Annotated in this window: 28 protein-coding genes and 2 pseudogenes; 14 read left to right on the forward strand and 16 right to left on the reverse strand. The window is 63.4% G+C overall.

Going from position 1 to position 26,139, the window contains the following annotated elements:
- The first annotated feature begins 182 nt into the window (after positions 1–182).
- Positions 183–461 carry a helix-turn-helix transcriptional regulator gene (locus tag CK226_RS15735; RefSeq protein ID WP_010912541.1) on the forward strand — a complete coding sequence of 93 codons (279 nt, stop codon included), beginning with the start codon at positions 183–185 and terminating at the stop codon, positions 459–461.
- A gap of 374 nt (positions 462–835) precedes the next feature.
- Here CK226_RS15735 and CK226_RS15740 read toward each other — a convergent pair whose 3' ends face one another.
- A complete protein-coding gene (locus tag CK226_RS15740; RefSeq protein ID WP_179301070.1) occupies positions 836–1,462 on the reverse strand; it encodes a DNA-3-methyladenine glycosylase in 627 nt (208 codons plus the stop codon).
- 96 nt (positions 1,463–1,558) lie between these two features.
- On the opposite strand from CK226_RS15740, the gene CK226_RS34425 reads away from it, so the two are divergent.
- Positions 1,559–2,350 (forward strand): hypothetical protein, encoded by a 792-nt coding sequence (locus CK226_RS34425; RefSeq protein ID WP_142887598.1) that lies wholly within the window; start codon positions 1,559–1,561, stop codon positions 2,348–2,350.
- Positions 2,351–2,457: 107 nt separating this feature from the next.
- Here the strand turns inward: CK226_RS34425 and CK226_RS15755 are convergent, their stop codons facing one another.
- Positions 2,458–3,330 carry a hypothetical protein gene (locus tag CK226_RS15755; protein WP_210202243.1) on the reverse strand — a complete coding sequence of 291 codons (873 nt, stop codon included), beginning with the start codon at positions 3,328–3,330 and terminating at the stop codon, positions 2,458–2,460.
- A gap of 21 nt (positions 3,331–3,351) precedes the next feature.
- Positions 3,352–3,591: a DUF6471 domain-containing protein gene (locus tag CK226_RS15760; RefSeq protein ID WP_095792377.1), complete on the reverse strand. Its 240-nt coding sequence runs from the start codon at positions 3,589–3,591 to the stop codon at positions 3,352–3,354.
- 166 nt (positions 3,592–3,757) lie between these two features.
- Here CK226_RS15760 and CK226_RS15765 point away from each other — a divergent pair.
- Positions 3,758–4,414 (forward strand): annotated as a pseudogene (locus tag CK226_RS15765) (IS1595 family transposase); the annotation flags it as partial.
- Between the two features lie 33 nt (positions 4,415–4,447).
- Here CK226_RS15765 and CK226_RS35535 read toward each other — a convergent pair.
- Positions 4,448–4,561: pseudogene (locus CK226_RS35535) on the reverse strand (nuclear transport factor 2 family protein); the annotation flags it as partial.
- A gap of 111 nt (positions 4,562–4,672) precedes the next feature.
- Positions 4,673–5,527 carry a PQQ-binding-like beta-propeller repeat protein gene (locus CK226_RS15775; RefSeq protein ID WP_095776160.1) on the reverse strand — a complete coding sequence of 285 codons (855 nt, stop codon included), beginning with the start codon at positions 5,525–5,527 and terminating at the stop codon, positions 4,673–4,675.
- A gap of 113 nt (positions 5,528–5,640) precedes the next feature.
- Between CK226_RS15775 and CK226_RS15780 the strand changes: the two genes are divergently transcribed.
- Positions 5,641–6,435: a helix-turn-helix transcriptional regulator gene (locus CK226_RS15780; protein ID WP_095792378.1), complete on the forward strand. Its 795-nt coding sequence runs from the start codon at positions 5,641–5,643 to the stop codon at positions 6,433–6,435.
- A gap of 259 nt (positions 6,436–6,694) precedes the next feature.
- On the forward strand, positions 6,695–8,071 hold the full coding sequence (locus CK226_RS15785; RefSeq protein WP_095792379.1) for an adenylate/guanylate cyclase domain-containing protein: 1,377 nt from the start codon (positions 6,695–6,697) through the stop codon (positions 8,069–8,071).
- Between the two features lie 183 nt (positions 8,072–8,254).
- Here the strand turns inward: CK226_RS15785 and CK226_RS15790 are convergent, their stop codons facing one another.
- The 3 genes from CK226_RS15790 to CK226_RS15800 are packed head-to-tail and all read right to left on the reverse strand — an operon-like array spanning position 8,255 to position 10,552.
- Entirely contained in the window at positions 8,255–9,082 is an 828-nt protein-coding gene (locus CK226_RS15790) for a lipo-like protein (protein ID WP_095792380.1), read from the reverse strand.
- A 55-nt stretch (positions 9,083–9,137) separates the two neighbouring features.
- Positions 9,138–10,082, reverse strand: a complete 945-nt coding sequence (locus CK226_RS15795) for a CHAD domain-containing protein (RefSeq protein WP_095792381.1) — start codon at positions 10,080–10,082, stop codon at positions 9,138–9,140.
- Complete coding sequence (locus CK226_RS15800; protein WP_095788631.1) at positions 10,079–10,552, reverse strand: CYTH domain-containing protein; 474 nt, start codon at positions 10,550–10,552, stop codon at positions 10,079–10,081. The genes CK226_RS15795 and CK226_RS15800 overlap by 4 nt, the downstream gene beginning before the upstream one ends.
- A gap of 90 nt (positions 10,553–10,642) precedes the next feature.
- Here CK226_RS15800 and CK226_RS15805 point away from each other — a divergent pair, with 90 nt between their 5' ends.
- Genes CK226_RS15805 through CK226_RS15820 form a run of 4 tightly spaced genes read left to right on the forward strand, consistent with a single transcriptional unit; the run spans position 10,643 to position 14,401 of the window.
- A complete protein-coding gene (locus CK226_RS15805) occupies positions 10,643–11,386 on the forward strand; it encodes a DUF1956 domain-containing protein (protein ID WP_095792382.1) in 744 nt (247 codons plus the stop codon).
- A complete protein-coding gene (locus tag CK226_RS15810) occupies positions 11,383–12,336 on the forward strand; it encodes an HlyD family efflux transporter periplasmic adaptor subunit (RefSeq protein WP_095792383.1) in 954 nt (317 codons plus the stop codon). The genes CK226_RS15805 and CK226_RS15810 overlap by 4 nt, the downstream gene beginning before the upstream one ends.
- A complete protein-coding gene (locus CK226_RS15815) occupies positions 12,333–13,253 on the forward strand; it encodes an ABC transporter ATP-binding protein (protein WP_095776152.1) in 921 nt (306 codons plus the stop codon). Before CK226_RS15810 ends, CK226_RS15815 begins: the two co-directional genes overlap by 4 nt.
- Positions 13,254–13,264: 11 nt before the next feature.
- Entirely contained in the window at positions 13,265–14,401 is a 1,137-nt protein-coding gene (locus tag CK226_RS15820; RefSeq protein WP_032932402.1) for an ABC transporter permease, read from the forward strand.
- A gap of 111 nt (positions 14,402–14,512) precedes the next feature.
- Here the strand turns inward: CK226_RS15820 and CK226_RS15825 are convergent, their stop codons facing one another.
- Positions 14,513–15,490: a threonine/serine dehydratase gene (locus CK226_RS15825; protein WP_095792384.1), complete on the reverse strand. Its 978-nt coding sequence runs from the start codon at positions 15,488–15,490 to the stop codon at positions 14,513–14,515.
- Between the two features lie 141 nt (positions 15,491–15,631).
- Positions 15,632–15,952 (reverse strand): hypothetical protein, encoded by a 321-nt coding sequence (locus tag CK226_RS15830; RefSeq protein ID WP_019862259.1) that lies wholly within the window; start codon positions 15,950–15,952, stop codon positions 15,632–15,634.
- A gap of 176 nt (positions 15,953–16,128) precedes the next feature.
- Here CK226_RS15830 and mbfA point away from each other — a divergent pair, with 176 nt between their 5' ends.
- The gene (gene mbfA, locus CK226_RS15835) at positions 16,129–17,112 is read left to right on the forward strand and encodes an iron exporter MbfA (protein WP_095792385.1); all 984 of its coding nucleotides are present in this window, start codon (positions 16,129–16,131) and stop codon (positions 17,110–17,112) included.
- Between the two features lie 51 nt (positions 17,113–17,163).
- Here the strand turns inward: mbfA and CK226_RS15840 are convergent, their stop codons facing one another.
- Entirely contained in the window at positions 17,164–17,508 is a 345-nt protein-coding gene (locus CK226_RS15840; protein WP_095776149.1) for an antibiotic biosynthesis monooxygenase, read from the reverse strand.
- Positions 17,505–17,837, reverse strand: coding sequence for an NIPSNAP family protein (locus CK226_RS15845; RefSeq protein WP_095776169.1), 333 nt, complete (start codon positions 17,835–17,837; stop codon positions 17,505–17,507). Before CK226_RS15845 ends, CK226_RS15840 begins: the two co-directional genes overlap by 4 nt.
- A 171-nt stretch (positions 17,838–18,008) precedes the next feature.
- On the opposite strand from CK226_RS15845, the gene CK226_RS15850 reads away from it, so the two are divergent.
- Positions 18,009–18,683 (forward strand): winged helix-turn-helix domain-containing protein, encoded by a 675-nt coding sequence (locus tag CK226_RS15850; RefSeq protein WP_095792386.1) that lies wholly within the window; start codon positions 18,009–18,011, stop codon positions 18,681–18,683.
- Between the two features lie 248 nt (positions 18,684–18,931).
- On the opposite strand, the gene ligD is transcribed toward CK226_RS15850, so the two are convergent.
- The 3 genes from ligD to CK226_RS15865 form a co-directional block, all read right to left on the reverse strand.
- Positions 18,932–21,427, reverse strand: coding sequence for a DNA ligase D (gene ligD / locus CK226_RS15855; protein ID WP_095792387.1), 2,496 nt, complete (start codon positions 21,425–21,427; stop codon positions 18,932–18,934).
- A 12-nt stretch (positions 21,428–21,439) separates the two neighbouring features.
- Positions 21,440–22,306: a Ku protein gene (locus CK226_RS15860; protein ID WP_095788625.1), complete on the reverse strand. Its 867-nt coding sequence runs from the start codon at positions 22,304–22,306 to the stop codon at positions 21,440–21,442.
- 114 nt (positions 22,307–22,420) lie between these two features.
- Positions 22,421–22,927 carry a ferritin-like domain-containing protein gene (locus CK226_RS15865; RefSeq protein ID WP_095788624.1) on the reverse strand — a complete coding sequence of 169 codons (507 nt, stop codon included), beginning with the start codon at positions 22,925–22,927 and terminating at the stop codon, positions 22,421–22,423.
- Positions 22,928–23,325: 398 nt separating this feature from the next.
- On the opposite strand from CK226_RS15865, the gene CK226_RS15870 reads away from it, so the two are divergent.
- Positions 23,326–23,466 carry a hypothetical protein gene (locus CK226_RS15870; protein ID WP_013892047.1) on the forward strand — a complete coding sequence of 47 codons (141 nt, stop codon included), beginning with the start codon at positions 23,326–23,328 and terminating at the stop codon, positions 23,464–23,466.
- Between the two features lie 351 nt (positions 23,467–23,817).
- Here the strand turns inward: CK226_RS15870 and CK226_RS15880 are convergent, their stop codons facing one another.
- Positions 23,818–24,279 (reverse strand): RidA family protein, encoded by a 462-nt coding sequence (locus tag CK226_RS15880; protein WP_095773411.1) that lies wholly within the window; start codon positions 24,277–24,279, stop codon positions 23,818–23,820.
- A 221-nt stretch (positions 24,280–24,500) separates the two neighbouring features.
- On the opposite strand from CK226_RS15880, the gene CK226_RS15885 reads away from it, so the two are divergent.
- Entirely contained in the window at positions 24,501–24,869 is a 369-nt protein-coding gene (locus CK226_RS15885) for a YciI family protein (protein ID WP_095788622.1), read from the forward strand.
- 25 nt (positions 24,870–24,894) lie between these two features.
- The gene (locus CK226_RS15890; RefSeq protein WP_095792388.1) at positions 24,895–26,139 is read left to right on the forward strand and encodes an RNA polymerase sigma factor; all 1,245 of its coding nucleotides are present in this window, start codon (positions 24,895–24,897) and stop codon (positions 26,137–26,139) included.

Here is a 26,139-nt window from a genome sequence, read left to right on the forward strand (position 1 = left end):
ATTCAACCGCGTTACCCCTGCCCAGATGGGCAACACCCTAGCCTGCAATCCTCGGGAAGTATCGGGAAAAATGGACAATCAGGCGAAGGCGCTTACGCGTCAAACATTCATATTGATGCTTGAAACATCATGACAATGGCATTACACATTATTCCTGCAGACACAGACATGGGGTCCGGCCGATGATCACTGCCGCGCAGATGCGTGCCGCAAGGGCCTTGGCCGGCATCGACCAGAAGACGCTCGCCGAACGCGCAGGCGTTTCGCTTCCGACCATCCAGCGCATGGAAGCGAGCGATGGCGTGGTCCGGGGCGTGGTCGATACGCTGATGAAGGTCATCCAGGCGCTCGACGAGGCCGGGGTGGAGTTGATCGGCGAGAACCAGGCCAGCGAACGCGGCGGCAGGGGCGTGCGCCTCAAACCCGCCGTGCCGCCAGATCCCAGGGCTGAGCCGGCATAAGTCGCGACGGCGACCGCCGACATTCCTGCCGACGGTCCCGCCGCCTTCATGTGCGGAAGGCAGTCCATGGATCAGACACGGCAGGCAGTGCATCAACCGACCCATAAGTCGACTCGCGGGGTCCGCCCGAGGGTCGGCAAGCCCGACATTTGCCGAATTATTCACGCCCAAGCTGGTGACGGTCTGGCGCGAAGGCTACCACCTGCCGGGGGGCCTCTGCGCAAATACGGCGCACCCTGATCAACCACGGCGTCAAGCGACCGCTGGTGACCTATGCCGCCTCGATCAGCGATGCACGGACGCAACTGGCGGAGAAATGAGAGAGGCAGCCCCGACGCAGCCAGCGTGCCTCAAGGGAGGAGGGCTGCCGGCCGTCATGGGTTGAGCGAGCTCGGACCGCTGACGAACGGGCTTCCCCTGACATAGAACCGCAGCAGCCGGTCCGCATCCTTGGTAATGCCGATCCTGATGCCCTGCCCGATGTCGCCGGCTTTTTGGCCGTCCTTCGCCAGCCATAGAGGCCCTTTCCGGCAAAGGTCGAGCCCGTCGAGCGACCGGTCGATCCGCAGCGCCGCCGCCAGCCTGCCCGGCCCGCGCGCCAGGTCGCGCAAGCGCTCGACGCCGCGATTCTGACGCATGATGGCGATGCCCTCGAGCGGCTCGAGCGCCCGGATCAGTACGCCGGTTCCGGTACCTTCCCCCTCGCTCGAGACATTCAGCATCATGGAGACGCCATAGGCGAGATAGACATAGGCGTGGCCGCGCTCGAGGAACAGCGAGCGGTTGCGCCGGGTCATCCCCCTGAAACCATGCCCGGCGGTGTCGCCGACGACATAGGCCTCGGTCTCGACGATGCGGCCACTGACCATGCCCTCTGGCAAATCGCGCACCACCAGCTTGCCGATGAGGAAGCGGGCGAGCGCGACCGTCTCGCTAGGCAGCTCCGAACGGGCGATCGGCGGATGATCTTCCCCATGGCTCACGGCATGCGCTCGCCCGATTGCGGACAGTCCGGTATTATGGCGCAAACGCCACGGGCCGAGCAAAAGCCACCGTTCCTAGATCGCAGGAGGAGACCGTGAGCTAGGCGGCGCGCCGTGCGGGCGCAGGCGGCATTGGCCGCATTAATCAGCATCATTGCCGTAACGGTGATGCCTGGCGAATTCAGCCGCTATCCAGCGGCCTATGCAAACTCGCTTAGGGGCTTTCGCGTCAGCCCAGACATAGTCAAGGTTGACGCAGTTGTAGCGGTGACAAAACCGGGTCCGCCTGGTTTTCCCAAAGCCGTCATCGTAGATCACGATCCCCCAGACATACAGGAAACGATCAGTTTCCTCCCACAATTCGCCCGGGTCGGCACTGCCGATTTCACCAACGTTGATGGTTATACCGCCCTGAATCATGTGCCCGGAAGGCGGGATTACGTTTCGCCCCTGGCATTTAGTCTCATCTGGCCAGAAGTCATCCAGTCGCCCATCAACGCTGAACTTGTGTTCAATCAGCCACTTTATGTCTCGGGCGGGCAAGTTGCCGGCGTTGGATATTTTGATTTGCGCCACGCATTGGAATGGCCCCTTATGCCCCGAGAGCCGGGCGCGCCCGCGTTCGTTATGCGCGTGTACGCCATGTGGTTCGACGCTCACGTAGGCGCGTTGGAGAGTTCGGATATCCTCCGCAGCAGACTTGCGGATCCGGCGTGTTTCCCACCAAAGCAGGACTGTGGACAGACCGAGAAGACCAGTGAAGGAGGTCAAAACAAAGGTATAGAGCGCCAGCGGATCGCTTATCGTCCGCTGCCAGATGGATTCGCCACCTTCATCTTTGGGGTCTTTGGCTGCGTCTTCGGCGGCGGCTTGTTGCTGAGTTGGTGGATGGGGTGGCTGAGATGATTCAAGCCACCATGGATCCGCGTGGGCGACGCCACATAGCGCCAGAAAAAATATTATCGTTAATAGGCGGATCGCTGGTAGTAGGGGTTGTCGCGATTGCTGCATGGTTAGGTTGCATGGTCCACATAGGTCGACATGCGGATTTTCACACCGCTATCGAGCGTCTCGTCAAAGCTGAGCAGATAGAGGAATGGTGTTATACGTTGTGGCGGACCGGCAACGGGATCGTAGATGACCGCCCCTTCCAAAACGAGATCAATTTCCTTTTTGGCGAAACGCTCGCCAGCTTCAGCAGGCGCCTTAAATTGTGCATCGCTGACGATGTAGTCTGTTTGCTCTGGCGGGATGTCGATGTTCTCGATGTAGTTGTGGCGACCAGCCCAAATATCACTCTGATCGGAGTAGCGGGAGATAACCCAGCTAGTTTGGATGCGACGAGCTGGCGTTCGACCAAAATTGCCGACTTTCAGATCCACCCACATTTGATATTGCTTGGTGGATTTGCCTGTAGTGACATCGATAAGATACGGGAGTGAGTGAAAGCCGACCTCCACCTTGGTTACGCTGATGTACGCGCGTATTTGCGCTACGCCAGTTTCTCTCGCGACTGCGACGGCATCTTGGGCGGCCTTGGTGGAGGCTTGCATGTCGGCGGATTGCTGGGTGGCGTTCGACTCGATCAAAGTCATCTGGCGCTCACCAGCCAGCCACAAATTCCGGGTGGACAGCCAAAGCGTGCAAGTGAACGCGGCGATTACAATCGTGGCCAGCGTGGTGATAAGCCCGTCGTTCTCGTCGATAGTTTCTTTGATCTCGACGAGGTAATACGCCGCGAGGTTATAGGGAGCGCAGTGTTCCTCGCCGCCCTTTGTCTGCTTGCATATTATTTCTTGAGACCCGGAGGTCCAGGCAGCGACTAGGAGCACGACCAAAAACAAGAAAGGCGCCGCGATTAGTCGCGCCATAGTTGGTTTGTGCATCCCAAAGCCGCCCCTGAAAGCCTAGATGTCTTCCAGTGTTACGCTTTTGCGACCTGTGGCCGCAAGTGAGGCAAGGAAGAAATGCGCGGACATTGTTGCGCGCGCAAGTTTATTGGCAATGCTGGCCTTCGTCTCGTTGAATCCGTGTTCTTTGAGCCGTTCGGCCAGATCGTCATATGTCAGATCGGCGCGCTTTAGCTCCACCTTCAGATGACGTGCGACCCGTTCGGCCCATTCCTTCTCAGTCTTGGCAAATGTCATGCGGTTTCCAATCTCATATTCGGAGACTGGTTATCATATACGAGATTTTCATGTTGATAATGATACCGCATACGATAATGTGTTCTCAGAAACGAGAACACCTGTGGCCCAACAATTCCTCCTCTCTTCGGCAGCAAAGACCCTGAGCCTCGCTCAGGTCTTCCGCATGACCGATGCGGAAGCGGAAACGGTTTTCCGCAAGGTCCGTTGGGCCGAGACGAATGGCGAGCCGGTTTGCCCGTCTTGCGGTGGCGTCGATGCCTACGATTGCCGCCGTCCGAATGGTGCCAGCCGCTTCCGTTGCCGCGCTTGCCAGAAGGATTTCAGCGTCACCTCGGGCACACTGTTCGCTTCGCACAAGCTGCCACTGCGCGGCTATCTGGCGGCAATTGCGATCTTCTGCAATGAGGTCAAGGGCAAGAGCATGCTCGCCATGTCCCGCGACCTGGGCCTGTCCTACAAGGCCGCTTTCGTTCTTTGCCACAAGATGCGCGAAGCGATGGCTGAGGAAATGAAGGGTCGCACCATCGGCGGCGAAGGCAAGATTGCGGAGGTCGATGGCGGCTATTTCGGCGGCTACGTGAAGCCTGCCAACCGGAAGGAAAACTGTATTGACCGCCGGCTTTTGGAAAATCAGAACGGCAAGCGCAAGTCCGTTATCATCATCCGTGAGCGCAACGGCAATTCATTGCCGGCGGTGTTCGGCACGGAAGGCGCGGCGCTGGCTTGGATCAAGTCGCGGATCGTAGACGGCACTGTCGTCAACGCAGACGAAGCCGTCTCATGGAATGGCCTGCATTCCCGGTTCGAAATGAAGCGCATCAACCCGGTATTATGGCGCAAACGCCATAATACCGGGACAGTCGAGCACCGCATCCTCCCGGTAGATCTCATGCTCCGCTTCGAAGTCGCCGGCATCGGAGGCAGCCCAGTGACGATCCAGAGCCGTGGGGATGCCCCAGTCCTCCATGGCAATGTCTTCCATCGCAATCCTCCTTGACCGTCATCGTGGGATGGACCGTCGTAGCACGGTCCATCCCACGGCCGTTAGCGAGAGGTCGCGCGGATCGGCCCTGAGCCCTCAGTCGAGCTTCAGTGCCGCGATTTCGCCCTCGTTCATCAGCGGCACGTAGAGGATCGACTTGCCGTCGGTGCCGATGTCGGCGCTGCCCGGCTTGAAATGCGCCACCGCTTCCGGCGCGCCGCCGGCCTTGTAGCGGTAGAGCGTGCCGGTCATGTAGGCGGTGGCATAAATGGTGTCGCCAACAGCGATGACGCCGTCGAGGTCGGCGAATTTCTGCGCGCCGGGCAGCGGCGAAATCGCCTTGCTGGCGAGATCGATGGCGAGCAGCCCGCCCGGCTCCGCCGTGCTGAAGTCGGGCTTGATGCCCTTGCCCCAGGAGGCGACGATCAGCCTGTCGCCGTCGGCGAAGACGCCGTTGGGCGAAGCCAGCAGCGCATCGCTGACGAACAGCTCCGGCCGGTCGCCATCGACGCGGTAGATCGTGTCGGCCAGCATGTCGCTGACATAGACCTTGCCCGTGTGGTCCGAGGTCATGTCGTTGAGGAAGACGGCATTCGGCACCACGATGCTGGCGATCAGCCTGCCGCTGGCCAGATCGACGACGCGGACCTTGGTGATGTCGGCGACATAGAGCTTGCCGCCCGATATCGCCATGCCCTTGGGCGCGTCCATGCCGTCGGTCCAGTGCTGGGTGATCGTCTTGCCGTCGAGGGACAGCACCGAGAGATAACCATTGCCGTCGGCGGCGCCGGGATTGCCTACGATGTTGGAGACGATGATGCGGTTGTTGGCGGCGTCGAACAGCGCCGATTCCGGCTGTTCGAGGCCCGTGGCGCGCCAGAGCTCACCGGCCTGGGCGGCTGGTGCGGCGGCGATACCGATGGCGACGACAAAGGCTGAGAGGCGGTTCATGGCTGTTCTCCTGTGATGACAGGCCAGAGCTAGGATTTTCGATACTTTTCGGAAAGCCTAATTGCCACTAGTATCAAATATCGATACGAAACCGCTGGCAAGAGGTGCATCCCATGAACGGTCTGATCTTCGAGGCGCTGAAGCGGACGCTGAAGGCCAAGGGCGTCACCTATCGCGAGCTTGCCGAACGCATGGGCGTTTCAGAGCCGACGGTGAAGCGCATCTTCCACGAGCGCAACTGCAAGCTCGACCGGCTGGTGGAGATCTGCACGGCCGCCGGCGTCGAGCTGGAAAACGTGCTCGGCTCGATGAACCGCGGGCCGGGGCCGGTCAACCACATCGCACCCGAGATCGAGCGCCGGCTCGCCGGCCGGCCGGCGCTGCTGTTCATCTTCGTCATGCTGTCGGAAAAGTTCACGCCTGAAGGCATCATGCGTTCACAGGGCCTGAGCGAGGCCTCGATGTTCCTCTATCTGCGCGACCTCGAGGAACTCGGCCTGATCGCGCTCGGCCGGGGTCTTTCGGCAAGGTTGCTGGTCGAGACGCCGATCCAGTGGAATTTCGAAGGGCCGCTGAGGCCGCTGTTCGAGATGACCAACAAGAATTTCATCGGCTGGGCCATCACCCATATCGACAAGGAGGCGACCTTCGTCAGCTTCTCCAGGCGCATGCGGCCGGAAACGGCGGAGATGGTGCGGCGCGAGGCGGAGGAGCTCGCCGAGCGCGCCAAGCTGCTCGCCCATCACGACCAGCATACGACGCCCGAGGACGGGCTCACCGGCTACAAATTCACCTTTGCCTTCGGCGCGACGCCGTTTCCCGCGATCATGCCGATCGGCCCGCACCCGCGCGACGCCGGCGCCCAGCCCGCCGCTCCTGCAAAGGGACGCCGTCCCTTGCCGGCCTGAACAATCATCCCAAGCAGGATTGCATCTGGCGGCTGAGCATGTCGCGCCCGCTCCGGCGGCGCCGACTGTCACCATTCGCCGGCAGCCCGCCGACCGGACGAGCCATGCGACCAGCGATGCCGACCGCGCCCATAGGGCGCGCTGGGATAGAACAGATCCGGCACCAACATTCGTGATAGGATTCGCGCACCGATTTGCCAGACTGTAGAGGACGGCTTGCCGAATGCGTGACACGCCCCCGTGAAATCGAAGTGATCCTATGCCGACCGCACCAACACTTGAACTTCGCCGCTATTCGCGCCTGAAAAATTTGCGGGCGCGGGCAGAACGCCACGGTGCTGCATTGCAGTTCTGGGCGCGTACGGCATCGCTCGCCGTGATCTCCTGCTTCTTTTCATTGATCAGCCGCTGGGATGCTTCGCTGCTCTTCGTGCTGGCGGGCCTCGTGCTGTTCCAGCTCGTCGGCCTGATCCAGTTTCTCTTTGCGCGCCGTCGCACGGCGCGATGGTGGATCGGTTACCTCGTCGGTACGCTGGACATCATTCTGTTGACCGTTCTGCTGGTAACGCCCAACCCGTTTTCCCAGGAGGCCGCGCCAGCCGCGATGCAACTGCGCGAGGGCAGCTTCAAATTCCTGCTGATTTTCGTATGCCTTGGCGCGCTGACCCTTTCGACACGATTGGCGCTCTATCTCGGCGCGCTCGCGGCCTTGACGTGGGCGATCGGGGTGGGATGGGTGATTTCTTATCCGGGAACCGTCATTCCGGCGACGAACCTCTATTCGCTGCCGGTGAAAGAGCGACTGAACCTCTATCTCAACCCCAATTTCGTCGATACATTCGCGCAGGCGACCAACGTGTTGGTCGTGCTGATTATCGGCGCGATCATGGCGCTGGTCGTCTCTCGTTCCCGACGTCTGTCGGAAGACTATGTCAAGGCAGAGCGCGCCCGCGCCAATCTCGCCCGGCATTTTTCGCCCAATGTCGTCGACCAGCTCGCCACCGATGACGAGCCCTTCGGCCCGGTCCGCCGGCAGGATATCGCGGTGCTGTTCGCCGACATTGTCGGCTTCACACACTATTCCGAGGATCATCCGGCCGAAGCAGTGTTCGAACTTCTGCGTCAGTTCCACCGTCGCATGGAGCAGGTCGTTTTCGACCACAATGGCACCGTCGATAACTATATCGGCGATTGCATCATGGCGACATTCGGGGTTCCGCAAGCCAGCCATGACGACGCCACTCGCGCCATCCAGTGCGCTGAAGCGATGGTCGCCGCTCTCGAAGACTGGAATGTGCAGCGGGTGTCCAGGGGATATCCGCCGCTGGACGTTCGGATCGGTGCACAATATGGTGCAGTCGTCATCGGCGCGGTCGGCAGCGAGCGCAATCTGTCCTTCGCGGTGGTGGGCGACACCGTCAACGTCGCCAGCCGTTTGCAGTCGCTCTGCCGGGAGCTTCAGGCGAATATTTGCTTTGGGTCACGACTGATTGAGGCCGCGAAGGCGGAATCGCCCACGGCACGGTTGAATGCGCGCGATCATGGACCGGTGAGCATCCGCGGCCGCGACGAACCGGTCCATGTCTGGGTCGAACGCAGAGCCGAAAGCCAGGGCACTGTCGCGGTCTCGGCATGATGCAGGCCGCCATGTGAAACGCCTGCACCTCGGCCGTATAGGCCGCGCTACAGGGGCATGTCCTGACCTAGAGCAATCCCAGGAAAAGTGTGAAACGGTTTTCCGTCCGGAATTGCGTTAAAACAAAGAGTTAGAGCGGGTTGCCGTTTCCGTGAAACGGTGAACTGCTCTAGGCCGAAGCCATCACGTGTCTGGGACGATTGCTCCAGCCTTTGCGGCTCCGGCGTCTGTGCTTGCCTTGTCGTCCCAGACCATCTGCCGGTAGTCGAAACCATATTCCAGCGTCGGCTTGACGATGCGGAAAAACGGCGACAGGTCGAAGTCGCGCGGCGTGTAGAGCGAGTGGTGGCGAATGTGCAGGATCTCCTTGCGCATATAGCTCGACTGCGCCGACGCGCGGCCCGGCACACGGGTGATCTCGGGCAGGATCGGGTAGTGGATCTCGCCATAGGCCTCGGCGATGAGCGAGGAGCAGATGGCCCGCGTCGGATTGCCGGAGCCGAAGGCCAGCATGCGGCGGCGCCAGCGCACCGGCACCGGCGGCGTCGGGAAGAAGTAGCGCAACATGTCGAAAATGTTCTTGAGGTCGTATCTCAGGCCAAGCTTGCCGATCATGAAGGCGACGACATGATCGCGGTCCTCCGGAGTGAGCCCGCTCGCCCGGCAGATGCGGGTGTTGTAGGTGCGATAGCGCGACAGGGGTACCGCCACGCAGCCTTCGCCGAGCGTCACCTCGATCAGCCGCCGCCGCTCGGTTCCGTCCTCCGGTTCGGCCAGCGCGTCGCCGACATAGAAGGCCGCATGCGACCATGTCGACTGGGTGAGGTATTTGATCGCCGCCGAAATCCTCTGGTTGCCTTCGATCAGCAGAATGTCGCCCGGCTCCAGCGTGCGGCGCAGCGTCTCGGCGTCGGATGGGGTATAGGGCTCATAGCCGGAGGATTCTTGCTGCAGCCGGCCGGCAAGCCAGCGGCCAAGTCGATCCAGAAGCGTGTCGCCGGGCTCGGTCATGGTAGAGCGTGACTAGCACGGCCCGGCGGGGGAGTGCCAGCGCGCCGGCGTTTGGTCAGCCGGCGGAAGCGCTCGTCTCGTCATGCGGCGTCGGGCTGGCCAGGTCGTCGCGCGCCTTGCGGGCCAGTTTGCGTGTCGAGCGCTTGGGGCTGTCGCCGAACAGCTCAGCCGCCTCGGCAAGGCAGGATTTCCTCAGGCGCTTCTCCGAACGCTTCAAGAGCTTGCCGAGAAGCTTTGTGTCCTGGTGCGGCCCCAGCGGCTCGTCGTCCGCCTCGAGCAGGGCGCGCATGACGAACAGGTCATGCAGTTCGCCGAGCCGCTCGCCCAGTTCATCGACCGCCTTGCGCCGCGCCTTGATCGGCGTCGGCCACAGCCGGCCCAGCAGGGACAGGTGCATGCCATGCGTTTTGGCGGCCTTGCGCAAATCATGGAAATCATTGGCTTCGCCGCGCGCGCCGGCCTTGTCGAGCGCCTTTTTGGCGCGGCGCAGAGTGACGCGTGCACCTTCGGCAAGCACGTCGGCCGCCTGTTCCGGCTGGTCGGGCAAGGCGAGGCTTTCGATCCGCTTGATGCCGTCTTCGCAGGCAGCGGTCGCCGCGCCGATCGCTGCTTCGAGGCCGGCGCCTTCATGCAAATCGTGCTGACGGGCGACCAGCCTGTCGCGCACGGCGTCGAGCCCGCCATCGGCGCTCTCCTTGGGAAAAGCCGCCGCCAGCCGGTCGAGGGTCTCGATCAGCGCCGTTGCCTCGCGCGGAGCGGCAAGCAGCGCCGCCACGTTGCGATAGCATTGGTTCTCTGTCGTGCAGAATGTTTCGGCGCCGGAATGAACCAGCCGCAGCAAGGCACGCGCGCTCTTCAGCCGCTTGCGGCATTTGTGCAGCCCCTGTTCCGGCCGGCTGCGCGCCGCATCCAGATGCTGGAGCGCCTTGCCGATCTCCGCGGCAAGGATGCGTCTGACCTCGCCGGTCAGCGGCAGGCGCGGGTCGATGCGAAAGCTCATGCGGCGATCTCCGGTATCCCCCCGAGGGCGAGCGACGCGTTGTAGAATTTCTGCTCGCCTGTCACTTCGCGGCCGAGCCAGTCAGGCAGCATTTCGTCCGGCACATCTTCCGGAGTCTCGAGTTCGGCCACCACAAGTCCCGCGAGTGCACCGCCAAAGACATCGACTTCATAGAGATAGCCGCGATGCCTAACATGGTGACGTGTCTTCTCGATGACACGTCCGATGGCGAAGTCCAGCATTTCCAGGGCATCCGCCAGAGGGATCGGATATTCGTACTCGTCGCGCTCGCGAGCGCCACTGCCGAATTTGAGCGTCAGCTTGGCGGAAGCGCCGTCGCTGATGCGGATGCGGACGGTTCGCCCGGGCGCCGTGGCGAGATAGAACTGGAGGATGCCGATATCCGCCTCGGCCAGCTCCCGCCATGCGGTGCTGGAGACCAGGAACTTGCGCTCGACTTCCTTGCCCATGGCCGCGCACTAAAGCGTTTGGCGCGGGCGATGGCAAGACAACTCCGAACAGAAGTTGACTTTAATCAATCGATTGATTAAAGTACTGTCATGATCAAATTGCCCGACGCCAAAAATTCCCGCCGCGAGACATCTCCGGCGGAGCCTACCCGCGCCGCGCTCGTGCAGGCGGCGCTGAAACTGTTCGGCCGGCAGGGTTTCGATGGCACCTCGACCCGGGAGATCGCGGCCGCGGCGCAGGCCAATATCGGCTCCATCGCCTATCATTTCGGCGGCAAGGAAGGCCTCCGCGCCGCCGTCGCCGACTATATCGTCGAGACTATCCAGGCGGTCGCCTCCCAGGCACTGGCAGCCGGTCAGGCGCCAGCCGGTGGCCGTGCCGCGCCGGCGGGCGATGCGGAGGCGGCGCGCGCGCAGCTTTTCGCGGCGATAGAGGGGATCGTCGGCTTCGTCGTGGCGCAGCCGCGCGCCGGCGAGATCGTGCAATTCTTGCTACGCGAACTGCAGCATCCCACCGCTGCGCTCGACCGCATCTATGAAGGCGTGTTCGAGCCGGCGCATCGCCGGCTATGTCATCTCTGGGAGCAGGCGACCGGCGAGCCGGCCGAAAGCGAGCGGACCCGGCTCACCGTGTTCACGCTGATCGGCCAGGTCGTCTATTTTCGCATCGGCCGCGAGGCGGTGAAGCGCCGCATGGGCTGGCACGACATCGGCGCCGCCGAGGCCGCCAAGGTCGCGGCCGTCACGACGGACAATCTCAGCGCCATGCTGGCCGCCCGAATGGGATCAAAACCCCAAATGGGATCAAAACCCCCAATTGGATCAAAACAATGAGTTTCCTCTGCTCCTTGCCGCTTGCCGCTCAACTCTTCGGCGCCTGTGCGCCCGCCGCTCCGCTCGCCGTCGGCTATGTCGAGGGCGACTATGTGCTGCTGGCGCCGATCGAGGTGGCGCAGGTCGAGACCGTCGCCGTCAAGCGCGGCGATCGCGTCACGCCGGGGGCGACGGTGGTGACGCTGGAAAGCGCCGACGCCAGGATCGCGGTGGCGCAGGCCGAGGCAAGCCTCGCGCAGGCGCAGGCGCAGCTCGCCGATCTGCAGGTCGGCAAGCGGCCGGAAGAGATCGCCGCACTCAAGGCGCAGGTCGACATGGCCAAGGCGCAGGCCGACGACGCCAAGCGCAAATACGACCGCGCCGCCGATCTGTTCAAGCGCGGCACCGGCACCCAGGCCGACTACGACACCGCCTCGGCGACGCTGGAGACCGCCAACGCCCAGGTCGGCCAGGCGCAGGCCAATCTCGCCGTCGGCGGCCTGCCGGCGCGGCCCGAGACGATCAAGGCCGCCGACAATCAGGTCAAGCAGGCGCAGGCAACCCTGCGGCAGGCCGAGTGGCGGCTGTCCAAGCGCACGCTCGCCGCCCCTTCGCCCGGCCGCGTCAACGACGTCATCCGCAATCCCGGCGACACCGCCGGCCCGACCGCGCCGGTCATCTCGATGCTGCCTGACGGCGCGGTGAAGCTCAGCGTCTACATACCGGAGGCCGCCTTCGCCTCGGTCAGGATCGGCAGCCTGCTCAGCGTCCATTGCGACGGCTGCGGCCCCGATGTGAAGGCGCGCGTCAGCTATGTCTCGCCCGATCCCGAATTCACCCCGCCGGTGATCTATTCGCTCGAGAACCGGCAGAAGCTGGTCTATCTGGTCGAGGCGCGGCCGGAGGGCGACGCCGGCCCGCTGCAGCCCGGCCAGATCGTCGATGTCGACCTTGCGGAAACGGCCAAATGAATGCCATCGACGTTCACGGCCTGGTCAAGCGGTTCGGCGACAAGACCGTCGTCGACCATGTGACGATGTCGGTCGCCGAGGGCGAGATCGTCGGCTTCCTCGGCCCCAACGGTTCGGGCAAGACCACCACCATCCGCATCATGTGCGGCCTGCTGACGCCCGACGAAGGCGAAGGCACGGTGCTGGGTTTCAACATCCGCACCGACTCGCTCAGCATCAAGCGCGAAGTCGGCTACATGACGCAGAAATTCTCGTTCTACGAGGATCTGACGATCGGCGAGAATCTCGAATTCGTGGCGCGGCTCTACCAGCTGAAACCGGTCGAGGACTATGTCGCCAGGACGCTTGATGAACTCGGCCTCGCCTCGCGCCGCGACCAGCTGGCCGGCACGCTGTCCGGCGGCTGGAAGCAGCGGCTGGCGCTCGCCGCCTGCATCATGCACAAGCCGAAATTGCTGCTGCTCGACGAGCCGACGGCCGGCGTCGACCCGAAGGCGCGGCGCGAATTCTGGGACGAGATCCATCGCCTCGCCAGCGGCGGGCTGACCGTGCTGGTCTCGACCCACTACATGGACGAGGCCGAGCGCTGCCACCGCATCAGCTACATCTCCTATGGCAAGATGCTGGCCACCGGCACCGTTGAGGAGGTGGTGAAAAACGCCGGCCTGACGACGTTCGTGGTGCAGGGTCCACAGCTCGCCAAGGTGGCCGAAGAGCTGCAGGGCCGCCGCGGTGTCGACCAGGTGGCGCCGTTCGGCGCCACGCTGCATGTCGTCGGTTCCGACAGGAAGAAGCTCGAGGCAGCCCTCGCCGATGTCGAGAAGGAGCACAAGGGCGTGACCGTGGTGCCAGGCGAAACCAGCCTGGAGGACGTCTTCATCCAGTTCATGTCGGGGTCGAAGGACAATATGGCATGAGACAATATGGCATGAACAGCGTCTTCTCCTTCGCCCGGCTCGGCGCGCTGCTGATCAAGGAGTTCATCCAGATGCGGCGCGACCGCATCACCTTCGCCATGATGCTCGGCGTGCCGCTGCTGCAGCTCATTCTGTTCGGCTTCGCCATCAACAACGATCCCAAGGGCTTGCCGACGGCGCTGGTGGCGATGAGCAACGACCAGTATACGCGCGCCATGGTCTCGGCGCTGCAGGTGACGGGCTACTACCATTTCGACCATGTCACCGAGAGCGCCGAAGAGGCGGAGTTCCTGATGGCGCGCGGCGACGTTTCCTTCGTCGTCACCATCCCGGCCGACTTCGCCAGCCGGGTCGAGCGCGGCGACAATCCGCAGATCCTGATCGAGGCCGACGCGACCGATCCCTCGGCCGCGAGCGGCGCCATTTCCACGCTGAGCACGGTGGCGAGCCAGGCACTGCTGCGCGCGCAAGGCATGCAGGCGGCCGCCGCCGAGAATGCCAGGCAGCAGCTGCAGGTGGTGGTGCACCATCGCTACAATCCCGAAGGCATTTCGCAATACAACATCGTGCCCGGCCTGCTCGGCGTCATCCTGCAGATGACCATGGTGATGATGACGGCCATGGCGCTGACCCGCGAAACCGAGCGCGGCACGATGGAAAACCTGCTCGCCATGCCGTCCAGTCCGGCCGAGATCATGCTGGGCAAGGTGCTGCCCTTCCTTGTCGTCGGCGCGGTGCAGGTCGCGGTGGTGCTGGTGGCGGCGAAGCTTCTGTTCGATATCCCGTTCGTCGGCAGCCTGACGCTGCTGTTGTCGTCGGTACTTGTCTTCGTGCTGTCGCTGGTGCTGCTCGGCTACACCATCTCGACCATGGCCCGCTCGCAGATGCAGGCCATGCAGCTCACCTTCTTTTTCTTCCTGCCGTCGCTGCTGTTGTCCGGCTTCATGTTCCCCTATCGCGGCATGCCGGGCTGGGCCCAGGCGCTGGGCGAAATCTTCCCGCTGACGCATTTCCTGCGCATCACCCGCGCGGTGATGCTGAAGGGCGCCGACTTCCATGCCATCGCCACCGAGATCGGCTGGCTGGCCGTGTTCGTGCTGGTGTTCGCGGGCACCGCGCTCTTGCGGTTCAGGCGCACGCTGGACTGACGGGCGCTCGCAGGAAGGTCGCTGAAAGGCTACCCTACGTGCAAGCCTCTTGATTGGATGGCAGCCCGTCGGACCGCGCCGATGGTGGGCACGGCTGAGAGGATAGGGCGATCAGGCGGCTGCCATGATCCCGGCATAGGTGCCGAAATCGACATTGCCGCCGGAAAGCACCACGGCGACACTTTTGCCAGACAGTTCGATCTCGCCCGACGACAGGGCCGCGAGCGCCACGCAGCCGCCCGGCTCGACCACCAGCTTGAGATAGGCCATGGCATCGCGCATCGCCTGTGCGGTCGCCTTATCGGAGACGGCGACGGCGCCGGCAAGGTTTTTGCGGTTGATTTCGAAGGTGATGGCGCCCGGCTCGGCGGTCAGGATCGCGTCGCAGATCGAGCTATGGCCCGGTTCGTTCGAAACCCGGGCGCCGGCGGCGAGCGAGCGGCGCGTGTCGTCGAAATGCTCGGGCTCGACCGCCCAGACCGCGGTGCCCGGCGAGACATCCTTGACCGCCACCGAAATGCCGCTCGACAGGCCGCCGCCCCCGCAGGGGATGACGACGGCGTCGAGGCTGACGCCAAGCGCCCTGGCCTGCCGCATGAGTTCGAGGCCGATCGTGCCTTGCCCGGCAATGATGGCCGGATCGTCGAAGGGCGGCACCAGCACCATGCCCTTGTCGATATAGGGGCGAACCACGCTCATGCGGTCATCGCGAAAGCGGTCGAAGGGCACCACTTCCGCCCCCAGCTTGCGGACATTGCCGATCTTCATCGCCGGCGCGTCCTCCGGCATGGCGATGACCGCCTTGACGCCGAACATGGCGGCCGAAGCGGCGACCCCTTGCGCATGATTGCCGGAGGAGAAGGCGACGACGCCACGGCTGCGCTCTTCCTCGCTCAGCGACGACAGCTTGTTGTAGGCGCCGCGGAACTTGAACGAGCCGGTGCGCTGCAACGTCTCCGGCTTGAACAGGATGCGGCCGCCGAAGCGCCTGTTCAGCTCGGGCGATTCGATCAAGGGGGTTTCGACGATCAGGCCGGAAAGCCGCGCCGCGGCGGCGTGGATGTCGGCAATGCCGGGAGGGGTGGTCATGCGAAGTCCAGCAAAAAGAGGCAGTCTCTTCTCATGATGCCCGCAAACGGCCGTGGCGCACCATCGAAAAAATGTGACCGTTACAAAGTTGGCGGACTGTCTCCGCCGTCGCCGCGATGCCCCGCCGACATCTCGCCGGTTTCACCCAAGCAACGTCCGCTGCCTCTTGGTCCCGCCCAGCTTGCGCCAATTGTTGAAGCGGTGGGTGGCGGCGGCAAAGGAGATCTTCATCTGCTGGGCGACCGAATAGCGCGACTTGCCTTCGTCGAACATGCGGTAGCAGCACTCCACCCCTTCCTCGGTCAGCTTGCCGTCGGGGGCCTTGTTGTGTGGATTGGCGGGGTCGAATTTCTCGATCTGCTGCTCGACCAGGCCCTTCAGGCGCTGCAGATCGGCCTCGATGCTGGCGATGAGATCGAGAACGGGTTTCGGGTCGAAATGCTGGGGGTGCGGCTTCGTCATGCGGGGATCCTCGTTCTTGTCTTAGGTTCAGCTATATAGGGGAATCTTTGCCAATAAGGAAGAAGCGTGGCCGCTCGCACGCTTCAACAATTCTTGAACCCGTGACCCTCAGCGCGATTGACCCGGAGCATGCTAAACCATAGTTTAGAACAATTCTAAACTAGGGTCCTTTCCTCATGCTTTCCCGTGTTTTCGGCTTCGGCCGCCGCTCCTTCGAATCGCTCTCCGAACAGGAAATCCTGGCGCTGGCCATTTCATCCGAGGAAGATGACGGGCGCATCTACCGGGCCTACGCCGACGGGCTGGCGGAAAGGTTTCCGCAATCGGCGAAAGTGTTCGAGGAGATGGCCGAGGAAGAGGACGGCCATCGCGACTCGCTGATCGAGCTCTTTCGCAAGCGCTTCGGCGAGCGCATCCCGCTGATCCGGCGCGAACATGTGAAGGGCTATTATGAGCGCAAGCCCGACTGGCTGGTGAGGCCGCTCGGCATCGAGCATGTGCGCAGCCAGGCCGAGGCCATGGAGCGGCAGGCCTACCTGTTCTATGTCGAAGCGGCAAAGCGCACGACCGATGCCTCGACGCGAAAACTTCTCAATGACCTGGCGATAGCCGAACAGGGCCACGAGACGCTGGCGCAGCGGCTGGAGCAGAAGCACGTGCCCGGCGAGGTGAAGGATGAAGAGGCCGCCGCCGAGCAGCGCCAGTTCATCCTGACTTACGTGCAGCCCGGCCTGGCCGGCCTGATGGACGGTTCGGTGTCGACACTGGCGCCGATCTTCGCCGCTGCCTTTGCCACGCATGACACCTGGCAGACCTTCCTGGTCGGGCTTGCCGCGTCGATCGGCGCCGGCATCTCCATGGGTTTTACGGAAGTGGCTTCCGACGACGGCAAGCTCTCAGGTCGCGGCTCGCCGATAAAACGCGGCATCACCACCGGCGTCATGACATCGGCCGGCGGCCTCGGCCACGCCTTGCCCTATCTCATTCCGCATTTCTGGACGGCGACGGCCGTCGCCGCCGTGGTGGTGTTCTTCGAACTTTGGGCCATCGCCTTCGTCCAGAACCGCTACATGCAGACCCCGTTCCTGCGCGCCGCCTTCCAGGTGGTGCTGGGCGGCGCGCTGGTGTTCGCGGCCGGCGTGCTGATCGGCAACGCGTGAGGGCGGTTCTCCCTTCCCCCACAAGGGCCACAAGGGGGGAAGGAAGAAGGCTTACCCATTCACCGCCCGGCTGTCCGCCGGCGCCTCCTCCCTTTCGGTCAGCCCATAATCCCTCACTACATGCGCGATCCGCAGTCGATAGCCGGCAAAGATTCCGCCGCGGCCGGCCTGCTGCGCCTGCCTGTGTTCTTCGGTGTTGCGCCAGGCCTTCACCGCGTCCTCGTCACGCCAGAACGACAGCGACAGGATGCGGTTCGGATCGGCGAGGCTCTGAAAACGTTCGATCGAGATGAAGCCATCACTGCCGTCGAGCAAGGGACGCAGATTGGCGGCGATGGCGAGATACGCATCGCGCTTGCCCTCGGCAGGCTGCACCTCGAAAATGACGGCGATCACGGCAGCACCAGCTTGGCGTGCGGCCCGGAGACGTGTTTCAGGAACATGCGGTCCTCCTTGAGGATGAATCGTTCTCGCTTGGCGAACTCGTAGTTTGCCTTGCCGGCGGGATCGGCGGCAAGCCGGGCGCGATAGGCTTCATAGGCCGCCAGGCTTTCAATGTTGTAGGCGGCGTAGGCCGTCGTCGCCGAGCCTTCATGCGGAGCATAGTAGCCGATCAGATCGGCGCCGCAGCGCGGAATGGCCTGGCCCCAGTTGCGGGCATATTCCTCGAAGGCGGCCTTGCCGAACGGGTCGATCTCATAGCGGATGAAGCAGGTGATGGTCATGGTCGTCTCCTTGGGTTCCTGCATCGACGCTTCGAGCGCGGTCGAAACGTCATACGCATCGATGTGCTAGGCATTTCCTGTCAGGAGCCATTGTCGCTTGCGTCGCCGGCGCCTTGATCTGACCGGAGAATAATGGCTATCTGACAAGAATGCTTCGATAAGGAACGAACTATGCGTGAAGGACCCGACATCGCCCGCATCGCCAGCCTGGTCGGCGACCCGGCCCGCGCCAACATGCTGAACGCGCTGATGGGCGGCACGGCGCTGACGGCGAGCGAACTGGCGCTGGAAGCCGGCGTGTCGCTGCCGACCGCCTCGTCGCATCTGTCGAAACTGATGGAGGGCGGGCTGCTGACCTTGGCCAGCCAGGGCCGCCACCGCTATTACGGCCTCGCCGGCCCGCAGGTGGCCGGCATGATCGAGGCCATCACCGGTGTCGCCGAGGCTGTCGGCCCGAAGCGCGTGCGGCCGGGTCCGCGCGACGGCGCCATGCGCGTCGCCCGCGTCTGCTACGACCATCTCGCCGGCGAGCAGGCGGTGGCGATGCTCGACCGCCTTGTCGAGAAGGACATATTGCTGCGCGATGACAGGGAGATCAGGCTCGGACCGTCGGCGCCATCGCATTTTGCGGCCATTGGCATCGATGTCGACGCCAAGCCGCGCCGCCCGGTCTGCCGCGCCTGCCTGGACTGGAGCGTGCGCCGCTCGCACCTCGCCGGCACGCTGGGCGCCGCCATCCTCGACAAGATCCTTCTTGAAAAATGGGCGCGCCGCGAAAAGGACAGCCGCGCGGTGATTTTCTCGCCGCCCGGCAAGCAGGCCTTCGAGAAGGTGTTTTTGGCTTAGTTTGCCGGCTCCTCAACCTTCGTCATCCTAGGGCGGAGCAGCCGCAAAGCGGCGTCGCGGAGACCCTAGGATCCATGCCGCGATCTCAGAGCGCCGCAACGGTGCAGAACCTTGCTGCCAGCACGGCGAGGAAGATCGCTGGATCCTGTGCCGCCGTGTTTTTCCTTGGCGTCCCGGCATGGATCCTAGGGTCTGCGCCGCGTCGCTTCGCTCCTTGCTTCGCCCTAGGATGACGAAGTCGGGTAGGCTCACCCCCGCTTCAACGCCTTGGCCTGCTTGAAGAAATCCATCCACGGATCGGCTTCCGCCAGCTGCTTCAGCGTCGTCTTGTCGCCGATTGGGAACGCGTTCGGCGCCAGGCCGGCCTCGATCTCGGCCCAGGTCACCGGCATCGACACGGTGGCTCCTTTCTTGGCGCGCGAGGAATAGGGCGCGACCGTCGTCGAGCCCCTGCCATTGCGCAGATAGTCGACGAAGATTTTCCCGGTCCGCGCCTTCTTCGACAGTGTGGCCGTGTAGCGGTCGGGGGCACCCTGTTCGAGCGCCTTGGCGAAATCATGCGCGAAGGTCTTCACCGCCTCCCAGTCGGCCGATGGCTTCAGCGGCACCAGCACATGGTAGCCCTTGCCGCCCGATGTCTTGACGAAGTTCGGCAGCGACAGCTCGTCGAGCTTGCCCCTTATATCGAGCGCCGCCTCGCGCACCGCTTTCACATCGACGCCTTCATCGGGGTCGAGATCGAAGATGATCTGGTCCGGCTGTTCAAGCTTGTCGATCGTGCAGCCCCAGATGTGGATCTCGACCACACCGTACTGGACGAGCGCCGCGACACCGTCGAAATCCCGCACGAACAGGATTTCCTCGCCATCCGTCGGGTCCTTCATCCGGGCTATTCTGTCGCTCATGCCGGCCGAGGCATGTTTCTGGAAGAAGCGCGGGCCGCCGACGCCGTCCGGCGCCCGCACAAGGCTGAGCGGCCGGTTGACGACGAATTGCTGCATGCGCGGCCAAACCTCGGCGTAATGGTCGAGCAGCCCCTGCTTGGAGATCTTTTCGTCGGGCCATAGCAGCTTGTCGGGATGGGAGAGTTTTACGCTGGTCGTCATGGTCCCGGCGGCGGTGCCCCTTGAGGCCGACTTAGCCTTGCCTGTCGCTGCCTTGGGCTTTTCCTGCACAACGTCCTCCGCCGGCTTGTCCTCGCGCAGCCCCTGGAACGAGGCATGGCGTATTATACGGTCCGACGTCCAGCTGCGAAACTCCACTTCGCCGACGAGCTCCGGCTTGACCCAGACCAGGCCCTTGCCTTTCGGTACGGCCTTGTCGAAAGGCGAAGCCGTCGCCTTCAGCGCGTCCAGCTTCTGCTTTAGCGCGGTGGCGCCCTTGGCGGAGAAACCGGTGCCGACACGGCCGGCATACTGCAGTTTGCCGCCCTCGTAATAGCCGACCAGCAGCGAGCGCAGCCCGCGCCCGGTCTTGTCCGACGGCAGATAACCGCCGATGACGAATTCCTGCCGGGCCGTGCATTTCGACTTCACCCAGGTCGGGCCGCGCCCGCTGCGATAGGGCGCATCGGCACGTTTGGAGACGACGCCTTCCAGCCCCATGCGGCACGCATGTTCCAGCATGATCTTGCCGGGCTCGGAAAAATGGTCGGAGAAACGCACCGCCGCATTTTCCGGCTGCTCGCCGAGCAGCTCCTGCAAGGCCTGCTTGCGCTCGACCAGCGGCTCGCGACGCAAATCCTTGCCGTCGAGCCGCATCAGGTCGAACACGTAGTAGATGAAGCGGTGTGTCCGCTTCGCCGACAGGTCCTGCTGCAGCAGCGCGAAGGACGAGACGCCGCTGTCGGCCAGCACGACGATCTCGCCGTCGACGATAGCGTCGCTGCATTTCAGCGCGGCCAGCTCCACGATGATCTCGCTCCCAAACTTGTCGGTCCAGTCGAGGCCGGTGCGGGTCAAGAGCCGCACTTCCGTGCCGGCGATCTGCGCCTGCATGCGATAGCCGTCGAATTTGACTTCATGCAGCCAGTCCCTGCCCGGCGGTGCATCCCGCTCCAGTGTCGCCAGCTGCGGTTCGATGAAGTCGAGTTTGCGCGCCGCTGCCTTCGCCTTGCCGGCGGCCGGCTTGTTCGAATGCCAGACCTCGGGCTTCTTGCCCTTGGCGGTCTTGCCTTCGCCGACCTCTTCGATCGTCAGGCCCGACTTCACCGATTCCGGCCTCTCCTTCAAAATGTCCTCGCCCGGGCGCGCCGCGGCGTCGTCCGACTTGATCAAGAGCCAGTTGTCGCGCTTTTCACCCGCGCGGGGTTTCAGCCGCACCAGATGCCACAGCCCATGCAGCTTATGGCCGTTGAGCTCGAAACTGAGATGCCCCTTCTTCATCGCCTTGGCCGGGTCGGTCTCCGGCACCCACGTTCCCTCGTCCCAGACGATCACCGAGCCGCCGCCATACTCGCCCTTCGGGATCGTGCCCTCGAACGGCGCATAGTCGATCGGATGGTCCTCGACATGAACGGCGAGCCGCTTCTCATGCGGATCGAGGCTAGGCCCCCGCGTCACCGCCCAGCTCCACAGCACGCCGCCATGCTCGAGGCGAAGGTCGTAATGCAGCCTGGTCGCCGCGTGCTTGTGGATGACGAAGATGCCGCCCGCTTCGCTCTTTTTCGTGCGTGCGACCTTGCCCGCCGGCTCCGACGTTTTCTTGAAATCGCGCTTGGCGTGATATTGTTCGAGGCCGGCCATTGCTTGGTCTCCTCAGGCCGATTTGCGCTTGGGCGCCGCTTTCGGCCTGGCGCGTTTGGCCGCCGGCTTGGCTTTCGCCGATGATGGTTTCGGCGAACCGGAATCCGACGACAGGCTCTTCTTCAGCGCGTCGAACAGATTGACGACATTGGAGGGCTTCGGCGCCGCCTTGGCCTTCGGCGCCTTATGCCCCGCCTTCTTGGCGCGGATCAGCTCGAGCAGCGCGTCCTCATATTTGTCGTCGAATTTCGACGGATCGAACTTGGCCTTCTTCTTGTCGATGATCAGTTCGGCGAGATCGGTCATTTCCTGGTCGGTCTTCACCGCCTTGATCTCGCCGAACACGCTGTCCGGCTGGCGCACCGTATTGTCGTAGCGAAGCGTCGTTAGCACCATGCCCTTGCCGAGCGGTTCGATGACCACGGGCCGTTCGCGTTGATAAAGCACGATCCGCGCCAGCCCGGCCATCTTCTTGCCCGCCATGGCATCGCGGATGACGGCGAATGCCTCTTCCGACACCTTGTCGGCCGGCGCGACATAATAGGGCGTGTCGAGATAGATCTGCTGGATCGAGGCCTTGTCGACGAAACCGTCGAGGCTCATCGTGTGCGAGGATTCGATCTGCACCGCCTCGATCTCGTCTTCCTCGATATGGACGAAATCGCCGTCGTCCAATTCATAACCCTTGATCTCGTCGCCATCGTCCAAGGGCTTGCCGGTTTCGGCGTCGACATAGATGCGCTTCACCGTGTTGCCGGTCTTGCGGTTGAGGATGCGAAACGACACCCTTTCGGTGTGGGTGACGACATTGGTCAGTTCGACCGCGCAGGTCACCAGCGACAGCTTCAGATAGCCTTTCCAGGCTGGACGCGGCGCCATGACAAACTCCTTGCAACGGGTTCAATCCAGAACGGGGCAAAGCCCATTCCGGTTCCGACCGCGCGACAAGGCAAGTCGGCGCCGTTGCGGCGCCGATCCTGCCTGCCATCTCACCTATTCGGCAGCCTGGAGATTGATCTTGCTTTCCGCCATCTCGGTGAGCTTGCGATCGGTCGCTTGCTCTTCCTTGAGATTCTTCGCGAGTACGTTGGCGCAATCGCTGCGGCCGAGTTGCTTGGCCCAGGCAATCAGCGTGCCATAGCGGGTCATTTCGTAATGCTCGACCGCTTGCGCAGAGGCGATCAGGGCGGCGTCCAGGACCTGCTTGTCGGCGATGTCGCCGCTCACCTCGTCAGCTTCCTCGAGGATGCCGTCAATGGCCGGGCAGTTGATCGCCTTGGCCTTGACGCCATGCAGCTCGAACACCTCTTCGACGCGTTCGATATGGCCCTTGGTCTGTTCAAGATGTTTTTCGAAGCCTGCCTTGAGCTGCGCGTTGGTGGCCTTGTCGATCATCTTCGGCAACGCCTTCTCGATCTGCTTTTCCGCGTAATAGATGTCGCGCAACGTGTGCACGAACAGGTCGTCCAGCGTTTTGATGTCCTTCGAAAAGAAGCCCATGGTTCTAGCCTTTCCATTTGCTCTTGCGGTGTTGGTGTACATGCCTGCGGCTTGCAGGCAATATCGGACCGGCCACGCCAGTCCCGACGGTCAACGTCCGCCCTATATGCCGGTTCCTTCCTTTCCTGGCTGAGCAAGGAAATTCCATCGGCCAGCCGGAAGTTGAAACAGAACCGCGCCCAGGCGACACTCAAACGAAACATATGTGATGCAAAAGTCACACTGGCCGGAATGGCGACAAAAGGCGCGGAAACACCCCGAATCAGCCGCATTCCGGCCACGAAGCAACGGGTTTTCGACCAGATATTAACATCGTGTTCACCGACTATTCACGCCTCGATGCTATCCTTCACGCAATTCGGAAGGGACATCCGAAAATCGGGACAGGGACAGGGTAAATGAACTTCCTAACGCACCTCATCGGCTACGCCGCCGCCATCCGCGAATTCGTCGCGCCGACCTATCGGCCCGAGCGCTATTACATGCGCGGCCCTGGTCCGGCTTGCGCCCGTCGCGGCACGTCGCTGGGCGCGCACTGACCATGACGTTCGAGAGCCGCCACAACAGCCGCATCTGCAGGCCGGACACCACGACCCGCGCCACCACTTATCGTTCCGAGCGCCCGGCTCCGAGCGACAGGCGCCGTGCGACATCGCCACGTCTTTGATCCCGCTCCCGGCTGGCCTGGTGTCCCAGGACACGAGCAGCCGAGGCCCGCGTGACCGATCTTTCCCAGTCAAGTCCGCCCCAATCACGTCTGGCCAAGCCCAGTCCTCCGGCTGAACCATCTTTCGATGCCAGCCATCCGCTGATCGTCTTCGATGGCGTCTGCGTGCTGTGCTCCGGCTTCGTGCGCATGGTGGTGAGAGGCAGCCACGCCATGGCTGAGATCAATCCGGCAAGGCCGCGATCGCGACAATTTCAATGACGATGTCGGCTTGAGCCAGCGCGGCGACGCCAATCACCTCCGAGGGCGGCGGGTTGTTGTAACTGCAGTGCTTCGGGCAATGCTCGGCAAAGAACGCGTCCAGAACGTCCAGGCGAAAATTGGCAGAGCTGAGAACGCCGCCGTCGGGAAATGGTCCTCTGACGAAGAAGGTCAGTTTGACGAGGTGTTCAAGCGCGGTGCCCAGCTCCTCCAGATCGGCTTTGATGTTGCCCAGAACCTCGAGCCACTGCGCCGCCGCATCGCCAGCGAAACGACCGCCCTGCTTGCCGGCCGGATCGTAGTCGGCGGCAGTCGCCGTGTTTCCACAAAGGTAGACAAATCCCTTCGCGCCGGTGACAACTGTCCCCTTGCCCCACGGCATCAACCGGCCGCTTTTGAATTTCTTGTGGGTCACGAGTTCCATTGCTCATCTCCCATCCCTGGCGTGACGTGCCTGGATCACAAAGGATAGTGCGGCGGGGCGTCATTGCCAGCCGCCGCGGGCCGTTTGGCGAAACCTGGTCCTTGCGAAAGCGCGTGACGAAGTCGAAAGTTTTTTGCTGCGCCTTGTCGAAATCGGTCGACGCCGCGCGACATACGTCTGGCCCCGCAAGGACGCGGCCTTCGAAACACGGGAGAAGACCCATGCGATACATGCTGATGATCAACAATAGCGAAGCCGCAATGGCGGCCATGCCGATCGAGAAGGCCCAGCAGATGAGCGCGGCCTATAACGCCTATACCGATGCGTTGAAGCAATCCGGCGCTTGGCTGGCCGGCGAACGGCTGCGCCCGACCCAGGCGACCACCTCGGTGCGGATCGCCGACGGCAAGACCAACGTGATCGACGGCCCCTATGCCGACACCAAGGAGCAGCTTGCCGGCTTCTACATGATCGAGGCGGCCGACATCGATACCGCCATCGAATGGGCGGCGCGCTGTCCAGCGGCCAGCACCGGCACGGTCGAGTTGCGGCCGATCTGGGAAATGGCCGATTACATGCCCAAGCAATGACGACGTGCCAAGAAATGACCATGTGATGGACAGTCGCCCGGAGATCGCCCGGGCGGCCGCCGAGGCCGCCGCCCGGCAGAGCTATGGCAAGCTGGTCGCCTGGCTCGCGGCGCGCACGCGCGACGTGACCGCGGCCGAGGATGCGCTGGCCGACGCCTTTGCCGCCGCGCTCGAACGCTGGCCGAAATCGGGCGTGCCTGAAAAGCCGGAAGCCTGGCTGCTCGCCGTGGCGCGGCGGCGGCGGGTCGATGCGGTTCGCCGGCGGCTCACCCGCGAGGCGGCCCGCGATCATCTCAAGCTGATTGCCGAGGAGATGGAGGCGCGCATGACCGACGAAGAGCTGCCCGACGAACGGCTGCGGCTGATGTTTGCTTGCGCGCATCCGGCGATCGAACCGGGCGTGCGGGCGCCGCTGATCCTGCAGACCGTGCTGGGTTTCGATGCCGCGACGATCGCTTCCGCCTTCCTGGTCTCGCCGGCAACGATGGGCCAGCGCCTGGTGCGCGCCAAGACGCGCATCCGCGAAACCGGCATTCCGTTCCGTGTGCCGGAACGGGCCGAACTCGGCGAACGGCTGGGCGCGGTGCTGGAGGCGATCTACGCCGCCTTCGCCGAAGGCTGGTCCGATCCGGCCGGCACCGAGACGCAGCGCCGCAACCTCGCCACCGAAGGCATCTGGCTCGGCCGCCTGGTGGCGACGCTGATGCCGCAAGAGCCGGAAGCGCTTGGCCTGCTGGCGCTCATGCTGTTTGCCGAGGCCCGCCGCGCCGCCCGGCGCAGTGCCGAAGGCGACTTCGTGCCGCTGGCCGAGCAGGACTGCGACCTGTGGGACCGTGCCCTGATCGACGAGGCGGAGATGCTTCTGTCCCATGCCGCGGCGAGTGGTGTGGTCGGCCGCTACCAGCTCGAGGCGGCCGTCCAGTCCGCCCACGCGGCGCGACGGCTCACCGGCCGCACCGACTGGCCGGCGATCCGCGCGCTCTACGACGCGCTGTTTTCGATCGTCGGTTCGCCGGTGGTGGCCATCAACCGCGCGGTGGCGCTTGCCGAGACGGAGGGCGCCGTGGCGGGGCTGGCGGCGCTTTACGTGCTGGGCGACGACAAGCGGCTCAATGAATATCAGCCCTATTGGGCGGCGCGGGCCGGCCTCCTGGCCAGGCTTGGCCAGGTACCGCAGGCAACCGAGGCCTATGACCGGGCGATCGGCCTCGAACGCGATCCGGCGGTGCGCCGCTTCCTGCAAGGCAAAAGGGCGGCGCTGCGAAACTGA

Origin of the sequence: Mesorhizobium sp. WSM4311 (genome assembly GCF_002295115.1) — a bacterium.
Taxonomy (GTDB): Bacteria; Pseudomonadota; Alphaproteobacteria; order Rhizobiales; family Rhizobiaceae; genus Mesorhizobium.

Bases quoted from the DNA above. Each gene is read 5' to 3' on its own strand.
- CK226_RS15825 (WP_095792384.1), bottom strand. From the start codon at position 15,490: ATGACCACCCCTCCCGGCATTGCCGACATCCACGCCGCCGCGGCGCGG.
- CK226_RS15870 (WP_013892047.1), top strand. From the start codon at position 23,326: ATGAACTTCCTAACGCACCTCATCGGCTACGCCGCCGCCATCCGCGAA.
- mbfA (WP_095792385.1), top strand. From the start codon at position 16,129: ATGCTTTCCCGTGTTTTCGGCTTCGGCCGCCGCTCCTTCGAATCGCTC.
- CK226_RS15760 (WP_095792377.1), bottom strand. From the start codon at position 3,591: ATGACATTTGCCAAGACTGAGAAGGAATGGGCCGAACGGGTCGCACGT.
- CK226_RS15830 (WP_019862259.1), bottom strand. From the start codon at position 15,952: ATGACGAAGCCGCACCCCCAGCATTTCGACCCGAAACCCGTTCTCGAT.
- CK226_RS15845 (WP_095776169.1), bottom strand. From the start codon at position 17,837: ATGACCATCACCTGCTTCATCCGCTATGAGATCGACCCGTTCGGCAAG.
- CK226_RS15795 (WP_095792381.1), bottom strand. From the start codon at position 10,082: ATGAGCTTTCGCATCGACCCGCGCCTGCCGCTGACCGGCGAGGTCAGA.
- CK226_RS15865 (WP_095788624.1), bottom strand. From the start codon at position 22,927: ATGGGCTTCTTTTCGAAGGACATCAAAACGCTGGACGACCTGTTCGTG.
- CK226_RS15815 (WP_095776152.1), top strand. From the start codon at position 12,333: ATGAATGCCATCGACGTTCACGGCCTGGTCAAGCGGTTCGGCGACAAG.
- CK226_RS15790 (WP_095792380.1), bottom strand. From the start codon at position 9,082: ATGACCGAGCCCGGCGACACGCTTCTGGATCGACTTGGCCGCTGGCTT.
- CK226_RS15755 (WP_210202243.1), bottom strand. From the start codon at position 3,330: ATGCACAAACCAACTATGGCGCGACTAATCGCGGCGCCTTTCTTGTTT.
- CK226_RS15850 (WP_095792386.1), top strand. From the start codon at position 18,009: ATGCGTGAAGGACCCGACATCGCCCGCATCGCCAGCCTGGTCGGCGAC.
- CK226_RS15780 (WP_095792378.1), top strand. From the start codon at position 5,641: ATGAACGGTCTGATCTTCGAGGCGCTGAAGCGGACGCTGAAGGCCAAG.
- CK226_RS15880 (WP_095773411.1), bottom strand. From the start codon at position 24,279: ATGGAACTCGTGACCCACAAGAAATTCAAAAGCGGCCGGTTGATGCCG.
- CK226_RS15885 (WP_095788622.1), top strand. From the start codon at position 24,501: ATGCGATACATGCTGATGATCAACAATAGCGAAGCCGCAATGGCGGCC.
- CK226_RS15800 (WP_095788631.1), bottom strand. From the start codon at position 10,552: ATGGGCAAGGAAGTCGAGCGCAAGTTCCTGGTCTCCAGCACCGCATGG.
- CK226_RS15810 (WP_095792383.1), top strand. From the start codon at position 11,383: ATGAGTTTCCTCTGCTCCTTGCCGCTTGCCGCTCAACTCTTCGGCGCC.
- ligD (WP_095792387.1), bottom strand. From the start codon at position 21,427: ATGGCCGGCCTCGAACAATATCACGCCAAGCGCGATTTCAAGAAAACG.
- CK226_RS15785 (WP_095792379.1), top strand. From the start codon at position 6,695: ATGCCGACCGCACCAACACTTGAACTTCGCCGCTATTCGCGCCTGAAA.
- CK226_RS15805 (WP_095792382.1), top strand. From the start codon at position 10,643: ATGATCAAATTGCCCGACGCCAAAAATTCCCGCCGCGAGACATCTCCG.
- CK226_RS15890 (WP_095792388.1), top strand. From the start codon at position 24,895: ATGGACAGTCGCCCGGAGATCGCCCGGGCGGCCGCCGAGGCCGCCGCC.
- CK226_RS15820 (WP_032932402.1), top strand. From the start codon at position 13,265: ATGAACAGCGTCTTCTCCTTCGCCCGGCTCGGCGCGCTGCTGATCAAG.
- CK226_RS15775 (WP_095776160.1), bottom strand. From the start codon at position 5,527: ATGAACCGCCTCTCAGCCTTTGTCGTCGCCATCGGTATCGCCGCCGCA.
- CK226_RS15735 (WP_010912541.1), top strand. From the start codon at position 183: ATGATCACTGCCGCGCAGATGCGTGCCGCAAGGGCCTTGGCCGGCATC.
- CK226_RS15860 (WP_095788625.1), bottom strand. From the start codon at position 22,306: ATGGCGCCGCGTCCAGCCTGGAAAGGCTATCTGAAGCTGTCGCTGGTG.